Source organism: Mesorhizobium sp. WSM4841 (assembly GCF_055811515.1).
The window spans coordinates 5,517-22,953 of record NZ_JBVVQC010000055.1 but is presented as its reverse complement, the minus strand read 5'-3'; the positions used below and the strand labels follow the sequence as shown (position 1 = coordinate 22,953).

Sequence of the window (17,437 nt, the reverse complement as noted above, 5' to 3'; positions counted from 1 at the left end):
AGAGAAGCTGCGCTTCGCCATCCGTGAAGGCGGCCGCACCGTCGGTGCCGGCATCGTCGTCACCATCAAAGAGTAATCGACGCCGGCATCCGCCGGATCGACAGGGAAGGGCGGTTTTCGGGCCGCCCTTTCTTCGTTGAAGCCTTGCGTGGCGGCCTCGTTGAAGCGGGCACGCCGTAATTTCGAAAGCTGTTGCAAGCCCCGCCATGTCAACTAGTATAGGTTGCATCGAGGGGGCTTTTGCCAAACGTGGTTCCGGGACGCCGTTCAGACAGTATGGCACGGTGGTGGCGCGGTGCGCTGGTGGTCGCCATGGCGATGGCTGGCTTCGCTGCGAAGGCCGAGGATGTCTCCGATCCGAAGACATGGGATCCGAAGTCATGGTACCTTCCGGGCAGTTCGTCAGATGGTTTTTCGGAGATGCAACTCGTCGTCGTGCGCAGCAATGCGACCGGTTGCGAGCCTAATTGTCCGGAATGGATTTCGGCAGAAGGCGCAATCGAGGCCGGCACCCCAGCTAAACTCAAGCGTATATTGAAGACGCTCGGCCGCCGAAAACTGCCGATCATCGTCAATTCCCCGGGCGGCAATGTCGATGCTGCGCTCCAGCTTGGTCGAATAATCCGCAAAAACAAGCTCGATATCGCCGTCGGTACAACCAGGTTTTCCGATTGTTGGCCGGGGATGAAGGACTGCCAAGCCAATGACGGCAAGGGCGCTGCATATTTCGGCATTGCGTCCGACGGTGGTGCCATGTGCAACTCCGCATGTCCGCTGATGTTTGCCGGAGGCGTCGGACGCGTGGTCGGCGGTTGGGCCCATCTAGGCGTCCATCAGATCACTACGACCCATTTCCGCACCACACGGCAATATCGAACCACCTATCGGGTTGTGCGGGGCAAAAAATACAAGGTCACCACAGAAACCGTCACTCAAGACAATGTCGGCTACAAGACCTATGAGATGAGCAAGGCGCTTGAGAGGAGGCTGTCGGCCTATCTCAGGGAGATGGGCGTCGGCCGGGGCGTTCTTGACGTAATGAAGGCCACGCCCGCCAGTGATATCCGGCAGATCGCCCTCGACGACATGCTGACCATGAAGCTGGTCACCAGCAGGGACTCCCTCGACATACTTACGCGGGCGGGCAAATGCCGGCGGAGTCCTGCGCCGGCGAACTGCAGAGAGATCCCTGCGAATGCCAAGCCGCCCGAGGCGGCAGCGATCGAGGCGAAGGCCGGACCTTCTCAACCGGCTCAAGTCCTAATTTCTCAGCCGGCCACGCAGGCGACCAATGCCGGCGACGAAGGGTCGTACGGCAATCCCCCGCAAACCCTCATAGCATGCATCGGAGGGGGATCGCGGGTAGCTGGGGCGAGCTCCACCTGTGATCCTGAGATGGAACCAATGCCGGCTTGGCGTTGGGGCGTGGCGAGTGGCCCGTACACATCATCGGATATGAAGCCATGATCAGCCGGGGTATGCGACTGGTTGCGCCAGCCGGAGATCGAGACAGAAAAGGGCGGTCCTCGGGCTGCCCAACTCGAACCCGACGCGATGCTGCAGCTCGGGCTGACGACGGGTCCTCAATCGGTGGACGAACTGACCGGCGACACCATCTGCAAGTCGCTGCCGAAGCCCGACAATTGCAGGGTCACGCCGTCAGCCAACGCCGAGGCCGCGGCGCCCCCGGAGCTGTAGCTTCGCGCCGGCCAATAATCGGGGCCGGCGTTGCCGGCCGATATCCGATGCGAAAGGGCGGTCTTCGAGCCGCCCGTCTTGCTTTTTTGGTTACAGCCGGCGCCTGCGGCGTCGCAAAACCCTGTTGCAAGCCTTCAAAGCTGAACTAGTATAGCTTGCATTGCGGGGGCTTGCCCGAATGGTTCTATGGCACCGTCTGAATGGCCAGACATGGTGGATGCTTGGGGTGATCTGCCTGGCATCGTTCCTAGTCATGGAACACGCTGCCTTCGCGGCGAACACCAAAAAATCCGCGCCGGATCTTGGCCCGACGATGCGGTTTGTCGTCGTCCGCAGCAGCGCGCCTGGTTGCGAACCGACCTGCCCGGAATGGATATCGGCTGAAGGCTCGATAGAAGCCGGCACGCCGGCCCTGTTCAAACGCACACTCAAGGGGCTTGGTGGCCGAAAACTGCCCGTTGTCGTGGATTCTCCCGGCGGTAACGTCGAAGCGGCGCTGGCGCTTGGCCGGCTGATCCGCAAGAACAAGCTCGATATTGCGGTCGGCAAAACCGGGTTCACCGGTTGCCAGCCCGATGCCAAGGATTGCAAGGAAAAAGACGGGAAAGGCGCTCGCTATTTCGGCAATGCCTATGCCGACGGCGCGATTTGCAATTCCGCTTGTCCGCTGATGTTTGCCGGCGGCATCAGGCGCGTCGTCGGTCAATGGGCCTATCTCGGCGTCCATCAAATCACCACGACCTACATCCGGACGAAATTGCAGTACCGGACCACCTATCGCGTGGTGAGAGGCAAGAAGAAGATCCTCAGCAAGAAGGTCGTCGGCCGCAAGAACGCCGGCAGCTACAAGACCTACGAGATGAGCAAGTCGGTGGAGAAAAGACTGGCGGCCTATCTGAACGAAATGGGCGTCGGCCAGGCCGTGCTCGAGACGATGAAGAACACGCCGGCCAGCACCATTCAGCAACTGACCCCCTACGACATGCTGCAGACGAAGCTGGTTACCAGCCTGGATGCCGTCGACCTGCTGACCGCGGTAACCCTATGCGACACCGATCCGGTGGCCGCGAACTGTAGAGAAATACCGGCGCCGGCCGGCGACGTGGTGGCGTACGCCAAGCCCGCTCCCGCCGCGTCGCTCGAACCCGAAACCGTGCACCGGGCCGATGTTGGCGATATGCGCTTCGTTCTGGTTCGAGGCAGAAGTTTTCTCTGCGATCCCAACTGTCCCGAATGGATCTCCGCTGAAGGCATGATTAGCGCTCAAACGCCGGAACGGTTGCGCCAACTGCTGGACACGATCGGTGATCGGCGACTGCCCGTGGTGATCAACTCGCCGGGAGGTGACGTGCTCGGTGCTCTGGCCGCCGGAAGGCTGATTCGAGAACGCAAGCTCGACGTGGCGGTTGCGCGGACGGACTTCATTGGATGCGAGCCGGACAAGGCGGATTGCACCGCCGAGGATGGCGTCTATGTCGGGCTCACGATCGATGCGAGCGGCGAATGTGGCGCGGCCTGTCCGATCATGCTTGCCGGCGGTGTCAGACGCCTTGTCGGTCCGCGCGCGCAGTTGACCGTGCATTCGATGGGGTTGGAGCAGCGGGTCAAAACCTATCTCAAAGACATGGCAGTCGGACCCGGCCTGCTGGTGGCGATGCGGTCGGTGCCGGCCTCGCGCCATCGGCAGCTCGAACCCGAGATGATGCTGAAAGTCGGGCTGACGACCGGGCTTGAATCGGCAGATGAGTTTACCGGTCCGACCATCTGCAAATCGGAGCCAATGCCGGAGAATTGCCGCGTGGTGTCGACGTCCGAGGTTCAGGCCGACGCGCCGGTCAAGTTGTAAGGTGCAGACACCGCAGCCGGCCAGACTGGCCATCGAGGCAGGTTGAGCTCCGCACGATCGTTCCGCTATCGTCGCTGTCAGCTGCAATCGAGGATCGCTGATGAACGAGGACGTCCCGACATTGTTCGAATGGGTCGGCGGCACCGAAGCGCTGAACCGCCTGACCCAAACCTTCTACGGCAAGGTGTTTCAGGATCCGATCGTCGGCCCGGTGTTCAAAAACATGTCGCCGGACCATCCTGCCCATGTCGCGGCCTTCATCGGCGAGGTCTTTGGCGGACCGAAGACCTACAGCGAAGAGCATGGCGGCCACCGCGAGATGGTGATGCACCATCTCGGCAAGCATCTGAGCGAGGAACAGCGCCGCCGCTGGATCAATCTGCTCGCTGATGCCGCCGATGAAGTCGGGTTGCCGGACGATCCGGAGTTCCGCTCGGCTTTCACTGCCTATGTCGAATGGGGGTCGCGGCTGGCGAAGATGAACTCCAACCTTGGCGAGACCTGCGACCCGGAGACGGAACCGATGCCGGCCTGGGGCTGGGGCGTGCCCGGCGGACCGTACAAGCCGCCGAGCGCGAAATAGCCCTCTCGCTAGCCCGCTTGGGGCGAAGCGGGGTGACCCTTCCTGAATGCGCCACAATATGCCGCGACGTTCGAGCGATTCGGCAATGAACGAGGTTTGGTGATGCTGATCGCTCATCTTCCGGCTGGCTACATACTCGGTACTTTCGCGCGAAACCGTTGGCCCGGCAGATCGGGGATCATGGCGGCGGCTATGCTCGGCAGCGTCTTCCCGGATATCGACATGCTCTACTTCCATTTTGTCGATGGCCGCCAGACCCATCACCACGCCTACATCACGCATTGGCCGCTCTTCTGGGCAGCGGCCGGCCTTGTGGCATTGTCGCTCGCGAGATGGCGTGATCAGCGATATCTGGCCCCAGTCGGCGCCTTCTTTGCCGCCGCAATGATGCATATGATCCTGGACAGCGTGGCCTCGCCTATAATGTGGCTAATGCCGTTCGACCGGCATGCGCTCGAACTCGTCACGGTTCCGGCCATGTACCGCAATTGGGTCATGAGCTTCATGCTGCACTGGACTTTTGCTCTCGAACTTCTCATATGCGCCTGGGCGCTGGCCCTCGGATTTCGACGATCGCAGCTCGTCGCGGCCACGCCTAAAAACTCGACTTGAGTTCTTGTCCGCTTTATGAAATAGCAGCGCGCGATACGGGCATAGCTCAGTTGGTAGAGCGGCGGTCTCCAAAACCGCAGGTCGTAGGTTCGAGCCCTGCTGCCCGTGCCATTTTTCGAAATGGCCAATTCATGAAAATGTCTGATCTTCTACGCATCGGCCTTTTGAAAATCGCGCGGTGGCTTGCCATATAGGCTGTTTTGAGGCATAAGAGCGCCCATAGCCGGGACGGGACGACTGGATGGTTCCGATGCGGCGTTTGTCATAAAGCGGACACTTGCCACTTGCGTGGATCAAGAATCGGTTTTATGTAGACGAAACAGACACGCGACGCGTGGAGCTGGGAATCCGGCTTTACGCGTCCGATTTGCATGGGCGAAATGATTGCGCTGATTCGGCGCGAACACAGGCTCAGGCGGCACATCCCGGCCAGCGGGATCATCCAGGAGATCCGGTCAACGGGTCTCGCAGACAGGCGGCACATGGCTTCGAAAACCACAAATCCTTTCGTCTTTCTCCAGCAGGTTCGCGCGGAGACCGCCAAGGTGACTTGGCCGTCGCGGCGCGAAACGATGATCTCGACGGTAATGGTTCTGGCGTTCGCTGTGATCGCGATGATCTTTTTCTTTACTGCCGATCAGCTCATGGGCCTCGCGGTCGAGCAGATTCTGGGCATTGGACGCTAAGTCCGGCGATTACGGAGAAGTCTTGAGATGACTGCGCGGTGGTACATCGTCCACGCCTATTCGAACTTTGAAAAAAAGGTCGCCGAGGACATCGAGAACAAGGCCAAGCAGAAGGGCCTGTCCGCTGACATCGAGCAGATCGTGGTGCCGACCGAGAAGGTCGTCGAGATACGCCGCGGCCGCAAGGTCGATGCCGAGCGCAAGTTCTTCCCGGGCTACGTGCTCCTGAAGGCCAACCTGACCGACGCGGTGTTCTCGCTGGTGAAGAACACGCCGAAGGTCACCGGCTTTCTGGGTGACTCGAAGCCGGTTCCGATCACCGAGGCCGAGGCGCAGCGCATCCTGAACCAAGTGCAGGAAGGCGTCGAGCGGCCGAAGCCGTCGGTCACTTTCGAGATCGGCGAGGCGATCCGCGTCTCGGACGGTCCGTTCGCGTCGTTCAACGGTTTTGTCCAGGAAGTGGACGAGGAGCGGGCGCGGCTCAAGGTGGAAGTTTCGATCTTCGGGCGCGCCGTGCCGGTCGATCTCGAATTCGGACAGGTCGAAAAAGGCTGATCCGAAATCCTTGTCGCCCATGCGGCGGTGAGGGGGGCGGCGTGGAAATCGCGGCCAAAACGGGTGGGAGGCGAATGCGGCTTTAGCCGGCCGCAGGAACCGCACCACCAGACTGCAACCGCCGGTGTTGCCCAGATAGTGGGGCCGGCATGAGATAAAGGCAGGAAAGAGATGGCTAAGAAAATTGCAGGCCAGCTCAAGCTCCAGGTTTCCGCGGGCTCGGCGACGCCGTCGCCCCCGATCGGACCGGCGCTTGGTCAGCGCGGCATCAACATCATGGAGTTCTGCAAGGCGTTCAACGCGCAGACCCAGGAAATGGAAAAGGGATCGCCGATTCCGGTCGTCATCACGTACTACCAGGACAAGTCGTTCACCTTCGTCATGAAGACGCCACCGGTGAGCTACTTCCTGAAGAAGGCCGCGAACCTGAAGTCGGGCTCGAAGGAGCCGGGCAAGGTCAAGGCCGGCACGATTGGCCGCGACAAGGTGCGCGCCATCGCCGAGCAGAAGATGAAGGATCTGAACGCGACCGATATCGAGGGGGCCATGCGCATGGTCGAGGGCTCCGCCCGCTCGATGGGTCTGGAAGTGGTGGGCTGAGATCATGGCAAAGATTGCAAAGCGTGTATCGAAGACCCGCGAAGGCATCGATCCCAACAAGGCCTATGCCTTGGGTGATGCCCTGAAGCTGCTCAAGGACCGGTCCTCGGTGAAGTTCGACGAGACCGTTGAAATCGCGATGAACCTGGGTGTCGACCCGCGCCATGCCGACCAGATGGTCCGTGGCGTGGTTAATCTGCCGAACGGCACCGGCCGTACCGTCCGCGTCGCCGTTTTCGCGCGTGGCGACAAGGCCGAGGAAGCCAAGGCGGCCGGCGCCGATATCGTTGGCGCCGAGGATCTGGTCGACATCGTCCAGAAGGGCACGATCGACTTCGATCGCTGCATCGCCACGCCGGATATGATGCCGCTGGTCGGCCGTCTGGGCAAGGTGCTCGGCCCGCGCGGCATGATGCCGAACCCGAAGGTCGGCACTGTCACCACCGACGTTACCGCCGCCGTCAAGGCGTCGAAGGGCGGCGCGGTCGAGTTCCGCGTCGAGAAGGCCGGCATCGTTCATGGCGGCGTCGGCAAGATCTCGTTCGACGTCAAGGCGCTGGAAGAGAACGTCCGCGCCTTCGCCGACGCGGTGAACAGGGCCAAGCCGGCTGGTGCCAAGGGCAACTACGTCAAGAAGGTGTCGGTCACCTCGACGATGGGCCCGGGCCTCAAGCTCGACGTCTCGACGCTGGCGGCGTCCTGATACGAACTATTTGGATCGGCCGCTAAAGGGCTGATCCGCAAACAGAATTCCGGGCCTCCGACTTATCTTGGCGGCCCGGTACCGGAAGTCGGAAGGCTTCCGGACATCCTGTCCGAGATTGCGGGCGGCCCCAAGCCTTAGTTCAAGGGGGGCCTTAATTCATGTGGGCCTGCATGAGACGGGTGAAGACCGGACAACGGAGCGACTGCTCCAATGAAAGGTTCGAACCGTGTTTGCCTTTTGTCTGCGCACCATTCGGCTTGCCGGCTGGTGTGGCGAAAGGGGGCAGGATCCTCGAGCGTCGTTCGGGAGATCCGTTACTGGATGGCCCGACCGGCAAAAAGGCAACCCGACGCCTGTCCTCGTAATGGGAATGTTCCCGTTAACAGGATTGGGGTCAACTGGAGATAGGCAGTGGACAGAGCGGAAAAACGCGAACTCGTCACGGGCCTGAATGAAGCGTTTTCGGGCGCTGGTTCAGTCGTCGTGGCCCACTACGCCGGTATCACCGTCGCGCAAATGAACGACCTTCGGTCGAAAATGCGTGTCGCCGGTGGCACCGTCAAAGTCGCGAAGAACCGTCTCGCCAAAATCGCTCTTCAGGGCACGGACTCCGCATCGATCATCGACCTGTTCAAGGGACAGACGCTGATCGCCTATTCGGAGGATCCGATTGCGGCGCCGAAGGTCGCGTCCGATTTCGCCAAGGGAAATGACAAGCTCGTCATTCTCGGCGGCGCAATGGGCACCACCTCGCTCAACGCCGACGGTGTGAAGGCACTCGCCACACTTCCGTCGCTCGATGAGCTGCGCGCTAGGCTGGTTGGCATGATCGCCACGCCGGCAACCCGGATCGCCCAGATCGTCAATGCGCCTGCGGCTTCGGTCGCGCGTGTCATCGGCGCTTACGCCCGGAAGGACGAGGCGGCATGAGGCCGTTCCTCGCTATCACAAACACACGTTCGAACCTTATGAAGGAATATTGCAATGGCTGATCTGGCAAAGATCGTAGACGACCTTTCGAAGCTGACCGTCCTCGAGGCGGCCGAGCTGTCGAAGCTTCTGGAAGAAAAGTGGGGCGTTTCCGCTGCTGCTCCGGTGGCGGTTGCCGCCGCTGGCGGTGCCGCGGCTGCTGCTGCTCCGGTCGAGGAAAAGACGGAATTCGACGTCGTCCTCACCGAGGCGGGCGCTCAGAAGATCAACGTCATCAAGGAAGTTCGCGCCATCACTGGTCTTGGCCTCAAGGAAGCCAAGGACCTGGTCGAGGCGGCTCCGAAGCCGGTCAAGGAAGCTGTTTCCAAGGCCGACGCGGACAAGTTCAAGGCCCAGCTGGAAGCAGCCGGCGCCAAGGTCGAACTGAAGTAAGCGTTTGATATCGGCGGGCGGCTTCGCGCCGTCCGCCACTCCCTTGGCGCGAAGGGAGGCTGCGTAACGCGAAGAGTACGAAAACCTCTTTCCTGAGGGCCGTGAACCGGCCTTCAGGAAACGGGTTTTCTCCCGTTTTGGCCGGCCACCGACAGGTGGCGGGTGAACAAATAAAGGCCGCCGCCGAGGTGGCCGAGAATGCAAGGCGAGCCGCGGCGAGGCTCGCCCCGAGAATCGAGCTAAGGAGCGACGATGGCCCAGACACAAACTTTCAATGGCCGCAGACGCGTACGCAAATTCTTCGGAAAGATTCCAGAAGTTGCGGAGATGCCGAACCTGATCGAGGTTCAGAAGGCATCCTATGACCAGTTCCTGATGGTCGAGGAGCCCAAGGGCGGGCGTCCTGACGAGGGACTGCAGGCGGTTTTCAAATCGGTGTTCCCGATTTCCGACTTTTCCGGCTCCTCGATGCTGGAATTCGTGAAGTACGAGTTCGAAGCACCGAAATTCGATGTTGACGAATGCCGTCAGCGCGACCTGACCTATGCCGCGCCACTCAAGGTGACGCTGCGCCTCATCGTGTTCGATATCGACGAGGATACCGGCGCCAAGTCGATCAAGGACATCAAGGAGCAGGACGTCTACATGGGCGACATGCCGCTCATGACCTTGAACGGCACTTTCATCGTCAACGGCACCGAGCGTGTCATCGTCTCGCAGATGCACCGTTCGCCGGGCGTCTTCTTCGACCATGACAAGGGCAAGTCGCATTCGTCCGGCAAGCTGCTGTTTGCCGCGCGGGTCATCCCCTATCGCGGCTCGTGGCTCGACATCGAGTTCGACTCGAAGGACGTCGTGCACGCCCGCATCGACCGCCGCCGCAAGATTCCGGTGTCGTCGCTGTTGATGGCGCTCGGCATGGACGGCGAGGAGATCCTGTCGACCTTCTACAACAAGATCACCTACAAGCGCGCTGGCGACCATTGGCGCATCCCGTTCAACGTCGAGCGTTTCCGCGGCCTCAAGGCGGTTGGCGACCTGGTCGATGCAGACACCAATGAGGTCGTCGTCGAAGCCGGCAAGAAGATCACTGCCCGCCAGGCTCGCCAGCTCGGCGAAAAGGGTCTCAAAGCGATCAAGGCGACCGACGAGGATCTGCTCGGCAACTACCTTGCCGAGGACATCGTCAACTACGCGACCGGCGAGATTTTCCTCGAAGCCGGCGACGAGATCGATGAAAAGACGCTGAAGGTGCTTCTCAGCGCCGGCGATGACGAGATCAAGGTTCTCGACATCGACCACGTCAATGTCGGCGCCTATATCCGCAACACGCTCAACGTCGACAAGAACGAGAGCCGCCAGGACGCGCTGTTCGACATCTACCGCGTTATGCGCCCCGGCGAGCCGCCGACGCTCGAAACCGCCGAAGCCATGTTCAACTCGCTGTTCTTCGACAGCGAGCGCTATGATCTGTCGGCCGTCGGCCGCGTCAAGATGAACATGCGCCTCGAGCTCAAGGCCGAGGATACCGTGCGCGTGTTGCGCAAGGACGACATCCTGGCCGTGGTCAAGACGCTGGTCGAACTGCGTGACGGCAAGGGCGAGATCGACGACATCGACAATCTCGGCAATCGCCGCGTGCGTTCGGTCGGCGAGCTGATGGAGAACCAGTACCGCGTCGGCCTGCTGCGCATGGAGCGCGCGATCAAGGAGCGCATGTCCTCGATCGAGATTGACACGGTGATGCCGCAGGACCTGATCAACGCCAAGCCGGCGGCTGCCGCCGTGCGCGAGTTCTTCGGTTCCTCGCAGCTGTCGCAGTTCATGGACCAGACCAACCCGCTGTCGGAGATCACCCACAAGCGCCGTCTCTCTGCGCTTGGACCCGGTGGTCTGACCCGCGAGCGCGCCGGCTTCGAGGTGCGCGACGTGCACCCGACGCATTACGGCCGCATCTGCCCGATCGAGACGCCGGAAGGCCCGAACATCGGCCTGATCAACTCGCTGGCCACCTTCGCGCGCGTCAACAAGTACGGCTTCATCGAGAGCCCGTACCGCAAGATCGTCAACGGCAAGCTGACCAATGAGGTCGTCTATCTGTCGGCGATGGAAGAGGCCAAGCACCACGTCGCGCAGGCCAATGCCGAGCTCGACAAGAATGGTGGTTTCGTCGACGAATTCGTCATTTGCCGCAATGCCGGCGAAGTGATGATGGCGCCGCGCGAAAACGTCGATCTGATGGACGTATCGCCGAAGCAGATGGTCTCGGTGGCCGCGGCCCTGATCCCGTTCCTCGAGAACGACGACGCCAACCGCGCGCTGATGGGCTCGAACATGCAGCGTCAGGCCGTGCCGCTGGTGCGCGCCGAAGCGCCGTTTGTCGGCACCGGCATGGAGCCGATCGTCGCCCGTGACTCGGGCGCCGCCATCGGCGCCCGCCGCGGCGGCATCGTCGACCAGGTGGACGCGACGCGTATCGTCATCCGTGCCACGGAAGATCTCGATCCCGGCAAGTCCGGCGTCGACATCTACCGGCTGATGAAGTTCCAGCGTTCGAACCAGAACACCTGCATCAACCAGCGTCCGCTGGTGCGCATGGGTGACCGGGTCAACAAGGGCGACATCATCGCCGACGGTCCGTCGACCGAACTCGGCGATCTGGCGCTCGGCCGCAACGTGCTGGTCGCGTTCATGCCGTGGAACGGCTACAACTACGAGGACTCGATCCTCTTGTCCGAGCGCATCGTCGCCGACGACGTCTTCACCTCGATCCATATCGAGGAGTTCGAGGTCATGGCGCGCGACACCAAGCTCGGCCCGGAGGAGATCACGCGCGACATTCCCAACGTGTCGGAAGAAGCGCTGAAAAACCTCGACGAGGCCGGCATCGTCTATATCGGTGCGGAAGTGCAGCCGGGCGACATCCTGGTCGGCAAGATCACACCGAAGGGCGAAAGCCCGATGACGCCGGAAGAAAAGCTTCTGCGCGCCATCTTCGGCGAAAAGGCATCGGACGTGCGTGACACCTCCATGCGCATGCCGCCCGGAACCTTCGGCACCGTCGTCGAAGTGCGCGTCTTCAACCGCCACGGTGTGGAGAAGGACGAGCGCGCCATGGCGATCGAACGCGAGGAGATCGAACGCCTCGCCAAAGACCGCGACGACGAGCAGGCGATCCTCGACCGCAACGTCTATTCGCGCCTGTCCGACGTTCTCGTCGGCAAGGACGCGATTGCCGGGCCGAAGGGCTTCAAGAAAGGCTCGAAGCTGTCGAAGGACACGCTCGACGAGTATCCGCGTTCGCAGTGGTGGCAGTTTGCGGTGGAGAACGAAAAGCTCCAGAGTGAACTGGAAGCCCTGCGTGGCCAGTACGACGATTCCAAGAAGGCGCTCGAACAGCGCTTCATGGACAAGGTCGAGAAGGTGCAGCGCGGCGACGAGATGCCTCCCGGCGTCATGAAGATGGTCAAGGTCTTCGTGGCCGTGAAGCGCAAGATGCAGCCTGGCGACAAGATGGCCGGCCGGCACGGCAACAAGGGTGTCGTGTCGCGGATCGTTCCGGTCGAGGACATGCCGTTCCTCGAGGACGGCACGCATGCCGATATCGTGCTCAACCCGCTGGGTGTGCCGAGCCGCATGAATGTCGGCCAGATCCTGGAAACGCATCTGGGCTGGGCTTGCGCCGGAATGGGCAGGAAGATCGGCGATCTGATCGACGCCTACAAGACGGCCGGTGACATCAAGCCGCTGCGCAAGACGCTCGAAAGCTTCATGCCGGCCAACGACCGCAACGAGCCGATCCGCGACTATGACGACGAGAGTGTCGTTCGCCTCAGTGAACAGATGCGCCGCGGGGTCTCCATCGCGACACCGGTGTTCGACGGCGCGCACGAGGCCGACATCAACATCATGCTGGAGCAGGCGGGCCTGCACACCAGCGGTCAGTCGCAGCTCTATGACGGACGCACCGGCGAGCCGTTCGATCGCAAAGTGACGATGGGCTACATATATATGCTCAAGCTTCACCACCTTGTGGACGACAAGATCCACGCGCGTTCGATCGGGCCGTACTCGCTCGTTACTCAGCAGCCGCTGGGCGGCAAGGCGCAGTTCGGTGGCCAGCGCTTCGGCGAGATGGAGGTCTGGGCGCTCGAAGCGTACGGCGCCGCCTACACGTTGCAGGAGATGCTGACGGTGAAGTCGGACGACGTCGCCGGCCGCACCAAGGTCTACGAAGCGATCGTCAGAGGCGACGACACGTTCGAGGCCGGCATTCCCGAGAGCTTCAACGTTCTCGTCAAGGAAATGCGGTCTCTGGGCCTCAATGTCGAGCTGGAGAACACCAAGCTGGACGACAACCCGGTTCGGCTGCCCGACGCGGCCGAGTGAGCAAGACGTCCGGTCGCGGCTTCCGCGACGGGACGCACCAAATTCTTCGGCCGATGGCCGATCAAGTCGGCGGGCGTTTGGCCCGCGCTAGATGCAAGGGGTTTTCGAGGACCCCGAAAAGGAGAACGGCATGAACCAAGAGGTCATGAATCTCTTCAATCCCCAGGCGCCTGCGCAGGTGTTCGATTCCATCCGGATCTCGCTCGCCAGCCCTGAGAAGATTCTGTCCTGGTCGTTCGGCGAGATCAAAAAGCCGGAGACCATCAACTACCGCACCTTCAAGCCGGAGCGTGACGGCCTGTTCTGCGCGCGCATTTTCGGTCCGATCAAGGACTACGAGTGCCTGTGCGGCAAGTACAAGCGCATGAAGTACAAGGGCGTCATCTGCGAAAAGTGCGGCGTCGAAGTCACGCTGTCGCGCGTCCGTCGCGAGCGCATGGGCCATATCGAGCTGGCCGCGCCCGTCGCCCATATCTGGTTCCTGAAGTCGCTGCCGTCGCGTATCGGCACGCTGCTCGACATGACGCTGAAGGACATCGAGCGCGTTCTCTACTTCGAGAACTACATCGTCACCGAGCCTGGCCTCACCGCGCTGAAGGAGCACCAGCTCCTCAGCGAGGAAGAGTACATGATGGCTGTCGACGAATATGGCGAAGATAGCTTCACCGCCATGATCGGCGCCGAGGCCATCCACGATCTTCTGGCCGGCATGGACCTGGAGAAGATCGCCGGCGATCTGCGTTCGGAGCTGGCTTCGACCACGTCCGAGCTGAAGCAGAAGAAGTATCTGAAGCGGCTTAAGGTCGTCGAGAACTTCATGGAGTCCGGCAACCGTCCGGAATGGATGATCATGAAGGTGGTTCCGGTGATCCCGCCGGACCTGCGCCCGCTCGTCCCGCTGGACGGCGGCCGCTTCGCGACATCGGATCTCAACGATCTCTATCGCCGCGTCATCAACCGCAACAACCGCCTGAAGCGGCTGATCGAGCTGCGTGCGCCCGGCATCATCGTGCGCAATGAAAAGCGCATGCTGCAGGAAGCCGTCGACGCGCTGTTCGACAACGGCCGTCGCGGCCGCGTCATCACCGGCGCCAACAAGCGTCCGCTGAAGTCGCTGTCCGACATGCTGAAGGGCAAGCAGGGCCGGTTCCGCCAGAACCTGCTCGGCAAGCGCGTCGATTATTCCGGCCGCTCGGTCATCGTGACCGGTCCGGAGCTCAAGCTGCACCAGTGCGGCCTGCCGAAGAAGATGGCGCTCGAACTGTTCAAGCCCTTCATTTATGCCCGTCTCGACGCCAAGGGTTATTCCTCGACCGTCAAGCAGGCGAAGAAGCTGGTCGAGAAGGAGCGTCCGGAGGTCTGGGATATTCTCGACGAGGTCATCCGCGAGCATCCGGTGCTTCTGAACCGTGCGCCGACGCTGCACCGCCTTGGCATCCAGGCGTTCGAGCCGATCCTGATCGAAGGCAAGGCTATCCAGCTTCACCCGCTGGTCTGCACGGCCTTCAACGCCGACTTCGACGGCGACCAGATGGCGGTTCACGTACCGCTGTCGCTGGAAGCACAGCTTGAAGCCCGCGTGCTGATGATGTCGACCAACAACATCCTGCACCCGGCTTCCGGCGCGCCGATCATCGTGCCGTCGCAGGATATGGTTCTGGGTCTCTACTATCTCTCGATCGTCAACCAGAATGAGCCGGGCGAGGGCATGGTGTTTGCCGACATGGGCGAACTCCAGCACGCACTCGAGACCAAGGCGGTGACGCTGCACTCCAAGATCAAGGGCCGCTTCCGCACGGTCGATGCGGATGGCAAGGTCGTGTCGAAGATCTACGACACCACGCCCGGCCGGATGATCATCGGCGAGCTTCTGCCGAAGAACGTCAACGTGCCTTATGAGACCGCCAACCAGGAGATGACCAAGAAGAACATCTCCAAGATGATCGACACCGTCTATCGCCATTGCGGTCAGAAGGAGACGGTCATTTTCTGCGATCGCATCATGGCCCTCGGCTTCAGCCACGCCTGCCGCGCCGGCATTTCGTTCGGCAAGGACGACATGCTGATCCCGGATGCCAAGATCAAGCTGGTTTCCGACACCGAGGCTTTGGCCAAGGAATACGAGCAGCAGTACAATGACGGCCTGATCACGCAGGGCGAGAAGTACAACAAGGTCGTCGACGCCTGGGCCAAGTGCTCGGAAAAGGTCGCCGACGAGATGATGGCCCGCATCAAGGCGGTCGAGTTCGAGGACAATGGCCGTCAAAAGCCGATGAACTCGATCTACATGATGTCGCACTCCGGTGCGCGCGGCTCGCCCACCCAGATGCGCCAGCTTGCCGGTATGCGCGGCCTGATGGCCAAGCCTAGCGGTGAAATCATCGAGACGCCGATCATCTCGAACTTCAAGGAAGGCCTGACCGTGCTCGAGTACTTCAACTCGACCCACGGCGCCCGCAAGGGTCTGGCCGACACCGCCTTGAAGACGGCGAATTCGGGTTACCTCACCCGTCGTCTGGTCGACGTGGCGCAGGACTGCATCGTCAACTCCGTCGACTGCGGCACCGACAAGGGCCTCACCATGCAGCCGATCGTCGATGCCGGCCAGGTCGTCGCTTCCGTCGGCCAGCGCGTTCTCGGCCGCACGGCGCTCGACGATATCACGCATCCGGTCACCGGTGAGGTTCTGGTCAAGGCCGGAACGCTGATGGACGAACGCGACGTCGAGCAGATCGAACAGGCCGGCGTCCAGTCGGTCCGCATTCGCTCGGCACTGACTTGCGATGTCAGGGTCGGTGTATGCGCGGTCTGCTACGGACGCGATCTGGCCCGCGGCACCCCGGTCAACCAGGGCGAGGCTGTCGGCGTCATCGCGGCGCAGTCGATCGGCGAGCCGGGCACCCAGCTCACCATGCGTACCTTCCACATGGGCGGTACGGCGCAGGTGGTGGACTCGTCGTTCCTTGAAGCCTCGTATGAGGGCAAGGTCGAGATCCGCAACCGCAACGTGGTGCGCAACTCCGACGGCCAGCAGATGGTCATGGGCCGCAACATGGCGGTGCTGATCCTCGACGAAGCCGGCAAGGAGCGCGCCACGCACCGTGTTACTTATGGTTCGCGCATCTTCGTGGACGATGGCGACAAGGTGAAGCGCGGCCAGCGCATCGCCGAGTGGGATCCCTATACCCGCCCGGTCCTCACCGAAATCGAGGGCAAGGTGGCGTTCGAGGATCTGGTCGACGGCATTTCCGTCCAGGAAACGGCCGACGAGTCGACCGGCATCACCAAGCGCGAGGTCATCGACTGGCGTTCGACGCCACGCGGCAACGACCTCAAGCCGGCGATCGTGGTCCAGGACGCCAAGGGCAAGGTCGGCAAACTGTCGAAGGGCGGCGACGCCCGCTTCCTGCTCTCGGTCGAGGCCATTCTTTCGGTCGAGCCGGGTGCACAGGTTCGCCCCGGCGACGTGCTGGCGCGTATCCCGATGGAAAGCGCCAAGACCAAGGACATCACCGGCGGTCTGCCGCGTGTTGCCGAACTGTTCGAGGCACGCCGTCCGAAGGATCACGCCATCATCGCCGAGATCGACGGCACGATCCGCTTCGGCCGCGACTACAAGAACAAGCGCCGCATCATCATCGAACCGCATGACTCGACGCTTGAGCCGGTCGAATACCTGATCCCGAAGGGCAAGCCGTTCCATCTCCAGGACGGCGACGTCATCGAGAAGGGCGACTACATCCTCGACGGCAATCCGGCGCCGCACGACATCCTGGCGATCAAGGGCGTGGAGGCGCTTGCGTCCTACCTCGTCAACGAGATCCAGGAGGTCTACCGTCTGCAGGGCGTGTCGATCAACGACAAGCACATCGAGGTGATCGTTCGCCAGATGCTGCAGAAGGTCGAGATCACTGCGCAGGGCGACTCGACCTACATTCCGGGCGACCACGTCGACGTGATCGAGCTGGAAGAGGTCAACGAGCGCCTGGTCGAGGACGGCAAGAAGCCGGCCGAAGGCCAGCCGGTGCTCCTGGGCATCACCAAGGCCTCGCTGCAGACGCCGTCCTTCATCTCGGCCGCCTCCTTCCAGGAGACGACCAGGGTGCTGACAGAAGCGGCGGTTGCCGGCAAGACCGACATGCTGCAGGGGCTGAAGGAAAACGTCATCGTCGGCCGTCTGATCCCGGCCGGCACCGGCGGCACGATGAGCCAGATCCGGCGCATCGCCACCTCGCGCGACGAGTTGATCATCGACGAGCGCCGCAAGGCGTCGGGCGTCGAGGTCGCCGATCAGATGCTGACCGACATGGCTTCCGCCCCCCCGGAAGCGCGGGGGGTCAGCTGGCCGGCCACCAACCCCGGCGGGGCACCCGGGGGGGGTGTTTGTGGGTGAGGTGGGG

The 17,437-nt window shown here is 61.9% G+C and carries 13 protein-coding genes, 1 tRNA gene and 1 pseudogene; all 15 read left to right on the top strand.

Annotation, left to right across the window (positions count from 1 at the left end; genetic code table 11):
• Nucleotides 1–76: EF-Tu C-terminal domain-related protein (locus AC0L14_RS33470; protein ID WP_454589835.1), on the top strand; the 76-nt coding region annotated here is incomplete at its 5' end.
• Nucleotides 77–303: 227 nt separating this feature from the next.
• Nucleotides 304–1,467 carry a COG3904 family protein gene (locus tag AC0L14_RS33465; protein WP_473752077.1) on the top strand — a complete coding sequence of 388 codons (1,164 nt, stop codon included), beginning with the start codon at nucleotides 304–306 and terminating at the stop codon, nucleotides 1,465–1,467.
• A 21-nt stretch (nucleotides 1,468–1,488) separates the two neighbouring features.
• The gene (locus AC0L14_RS33460) at nucleotides 1,489–1,698 is read left to right on the top strand and encodes a hypothetical protein (RefSeq protein WP_473487410.1); all 210 of its coding nucleotides are present in this window, start codon (nucleotides 1,489–1,491) and stop codon (nucleotides 1,696–1,698) included.
• A gap of 178 nt (nucleotides 1,699–1,876) precedes the next feature.
• Nucleotides 1,877–3,544: a COG3904 family protein gene (locus AC0L14_RS33455; RefSeq protein WP_473752076.1), complete on the top strand. Its 1,668-nt coding sequence runs from the start codon at nucleotides 1,877–1,879 to the stop codon at nucleotides 3,542–3,544.
• Nucleotides 3,545–3,644: 100 nt separating this feature from the next.
• Nucleotides 3,645–4,127, top strand: a complete 483-nt coding sequence (locus AC0L14_RS33450; RefSeq protein ID WP_473752075.1) for a group II truncated hemoglobin — start codon at nucleotides 3,645–3,647, stop codon at nucleotides 4,125–4,127.
• 102 nt (nucleotides 4,128–4,229) lie between these two features.
• Complete coding sequence (locus AC0L14_RS33445; protein ID WP_473487413.1) at nucleotides 4,230–4,739, top strand: metal-dependent hydrolase; 510 nt, start codon at nucleotides 4,230–4,232, stop codon at nucleotides 4,737–4,739.
• A 35-nt stretch (nucleotides 4,740–4,774) separates the two neighbouring features.
• Nucleotides 4,775–4,850, top strand: a tRNA-Trp gene (locus AC0L14_RS33440).
• 371 nt (nucleotides 4,851–5,221) lie between these two features.
• Complete coding sequence (gene secE / locus AC0L14_RS33435; protein ID WP_013531408.1) at nucleotides 5,222–5,425, top strand: preprotein translocase subunit SecE; 204 nt, start codon at nucleotides 5,222–5,224, stop codon at nucleotides 5,423–5,425.
• A 27-nt stretch (nucleotides 5,426–5,452) separates the two neighbouring features.
• Nucleotides 5,453–5,980 (top strand): transcription termination/antitermination protein NusG, encoded by a 528-nt coding sequence (nusG, locus tag AC0L14_RS33430; RefSeq protein ID WP_006333333.1) that lies wholly within the window; start codon nucleotides 5,453–5,455, stop codon nucleotides 5,978–5,980.
• 171 nt (nucleotides 5,981–6,151) lie between these two features.
• Nucleotides 6,152–6,580 carry a 50S ribosomal protein L11 gene (gene rplK / locus AC0L14_RS33425; RefSeq protein WP_029352163.1) on the top strand — a complete coding sequence of 143 codons (429 nt, stop codon included), beginning with the start codon at nucleotides 6,152–6,154 and terminating at the stop codon, nucleotides 6,578–6,580.
• Nucleotides 6,581–6,584: 4 nt separating this feature from the next.
• A complete protein-coding gene (gene rplA / locus AC0L14_RS33420; protein ID WP_095494992.1) occupies nucleotides 6,585–7,283 on the top strand; it encodes a 50S ribosomal protein L1 in 699 nt (232 codons plus the stop codon).
• A 414-nt stretch (nucleotides 7,284–7,697) separates the two neighbouring features.
• On the top strand, nucleotides 7,698–8,216 hold the full coding sequence (rplJ, locus tag AC0L14_RS33415; protein WP_023798119.1) for a 50S ribosomal protein L10: 519 nt from the start codon (nucleotides 7,698–7,700) through the stop codon (nucleotides 8,214–8,216).
• A 54-nt stretch (nucleotides 8,217–8,270) separates the two neighbouring features.
• Complete coding sequence (gene rplL, locus AC0L14_RS33410) at nucleotides 8,271–8,648, top strand: 50S ribosomal protein L7/L12 (RefSeq protein ID WP_023680442.1); 378 nt, start codon at nucleotides 8,271–8,273, stop codon at nucleotides 8,646–8,648.
• A gap of 252 nt (nucleotides 8,649–8,900) precedes the next feature.
• Entirely contained in the window at nucleotides 8,901–13,037 is a 4,137-nt protein-coding gene (gene rpoB / locus AC0L14_RS33405) for a DNA-directed RNA polymerase subunit beta (protein ID WP_473487414.1), read from the top strand.
• A 130-nt stretch (nucleotides 13,038–13,167) separates the two neighbouring features.
• Nucleotides 13,168–17,364 (top strand): annotated as a pseudogene (gene rpoC / locus AC0L14_RS33400) (DNA-directed RNA polymerase subunit beta'); the annotation flags it as partial.
• Between the last annotated feature and the right edge of the window lie 73 nt (nucleotides 17,365–17,437).

Coding starts and splice junctions, on each gene's coding strand:
- rpoB (WP_473487414.1), top strand. CDS start 8,901: ATGGCCCAGACACAAACTTTCAATGGCCGCAGACGCGTACGCAAATTC.
- rplA (WP_095494992.1), top strand. CDS start 6,585: ATGGCAAAGATTGCAAAGCGTGTATCGAAGACCCGCGAAGGCATCGAT.
- nusG (WP_006333333.1), top strand. CDS start 5,453: ATGACTGCGCGGTGGTACATCGTCCACGCCTATTCGAACTTTGAAAAA.
- rplK (WP_029352163.1), top strand. CDS start 6,152: ATGGCTAAGAAAATTGCAGGCCAGCTCAAGCTCCAGGTTTCCGCGGGC.
- AC0L14_RS33445 (WP_473487413.1), top strand. CDS start 4,230: ATGCTGATCGCTCATCTTCCGGCTGGCTACATACTCGGTACTTTCGCG.
- rplL (WP_023680442.1), top strand. CDS start 8,271: ATGGCTGATCTGGCAAAGATCGTAGACGACCTTTCGAAGCTGACCGTC.
- secE (WP_013531408.1), top strand. CDS start 5,222: ATGGCTTCGAAAACCACAAATCCTTTCGTCTTTCTCCAGCAGGTTCGC.
- AC0L14_RS33450 (WP_473752075.1), top strand. CDS start 3,645: ATGAACGAGGACGTCCCGACATTGTTCGAATGGGTCGGCGGCACCGAA.
- AC0L14_RS33455 (WP_473752076.1), top strand. CDS start 1,877: ATGGTTCTATGGCACCGTCTGAATGGCCAGACATGGTGGATGCTTGGG.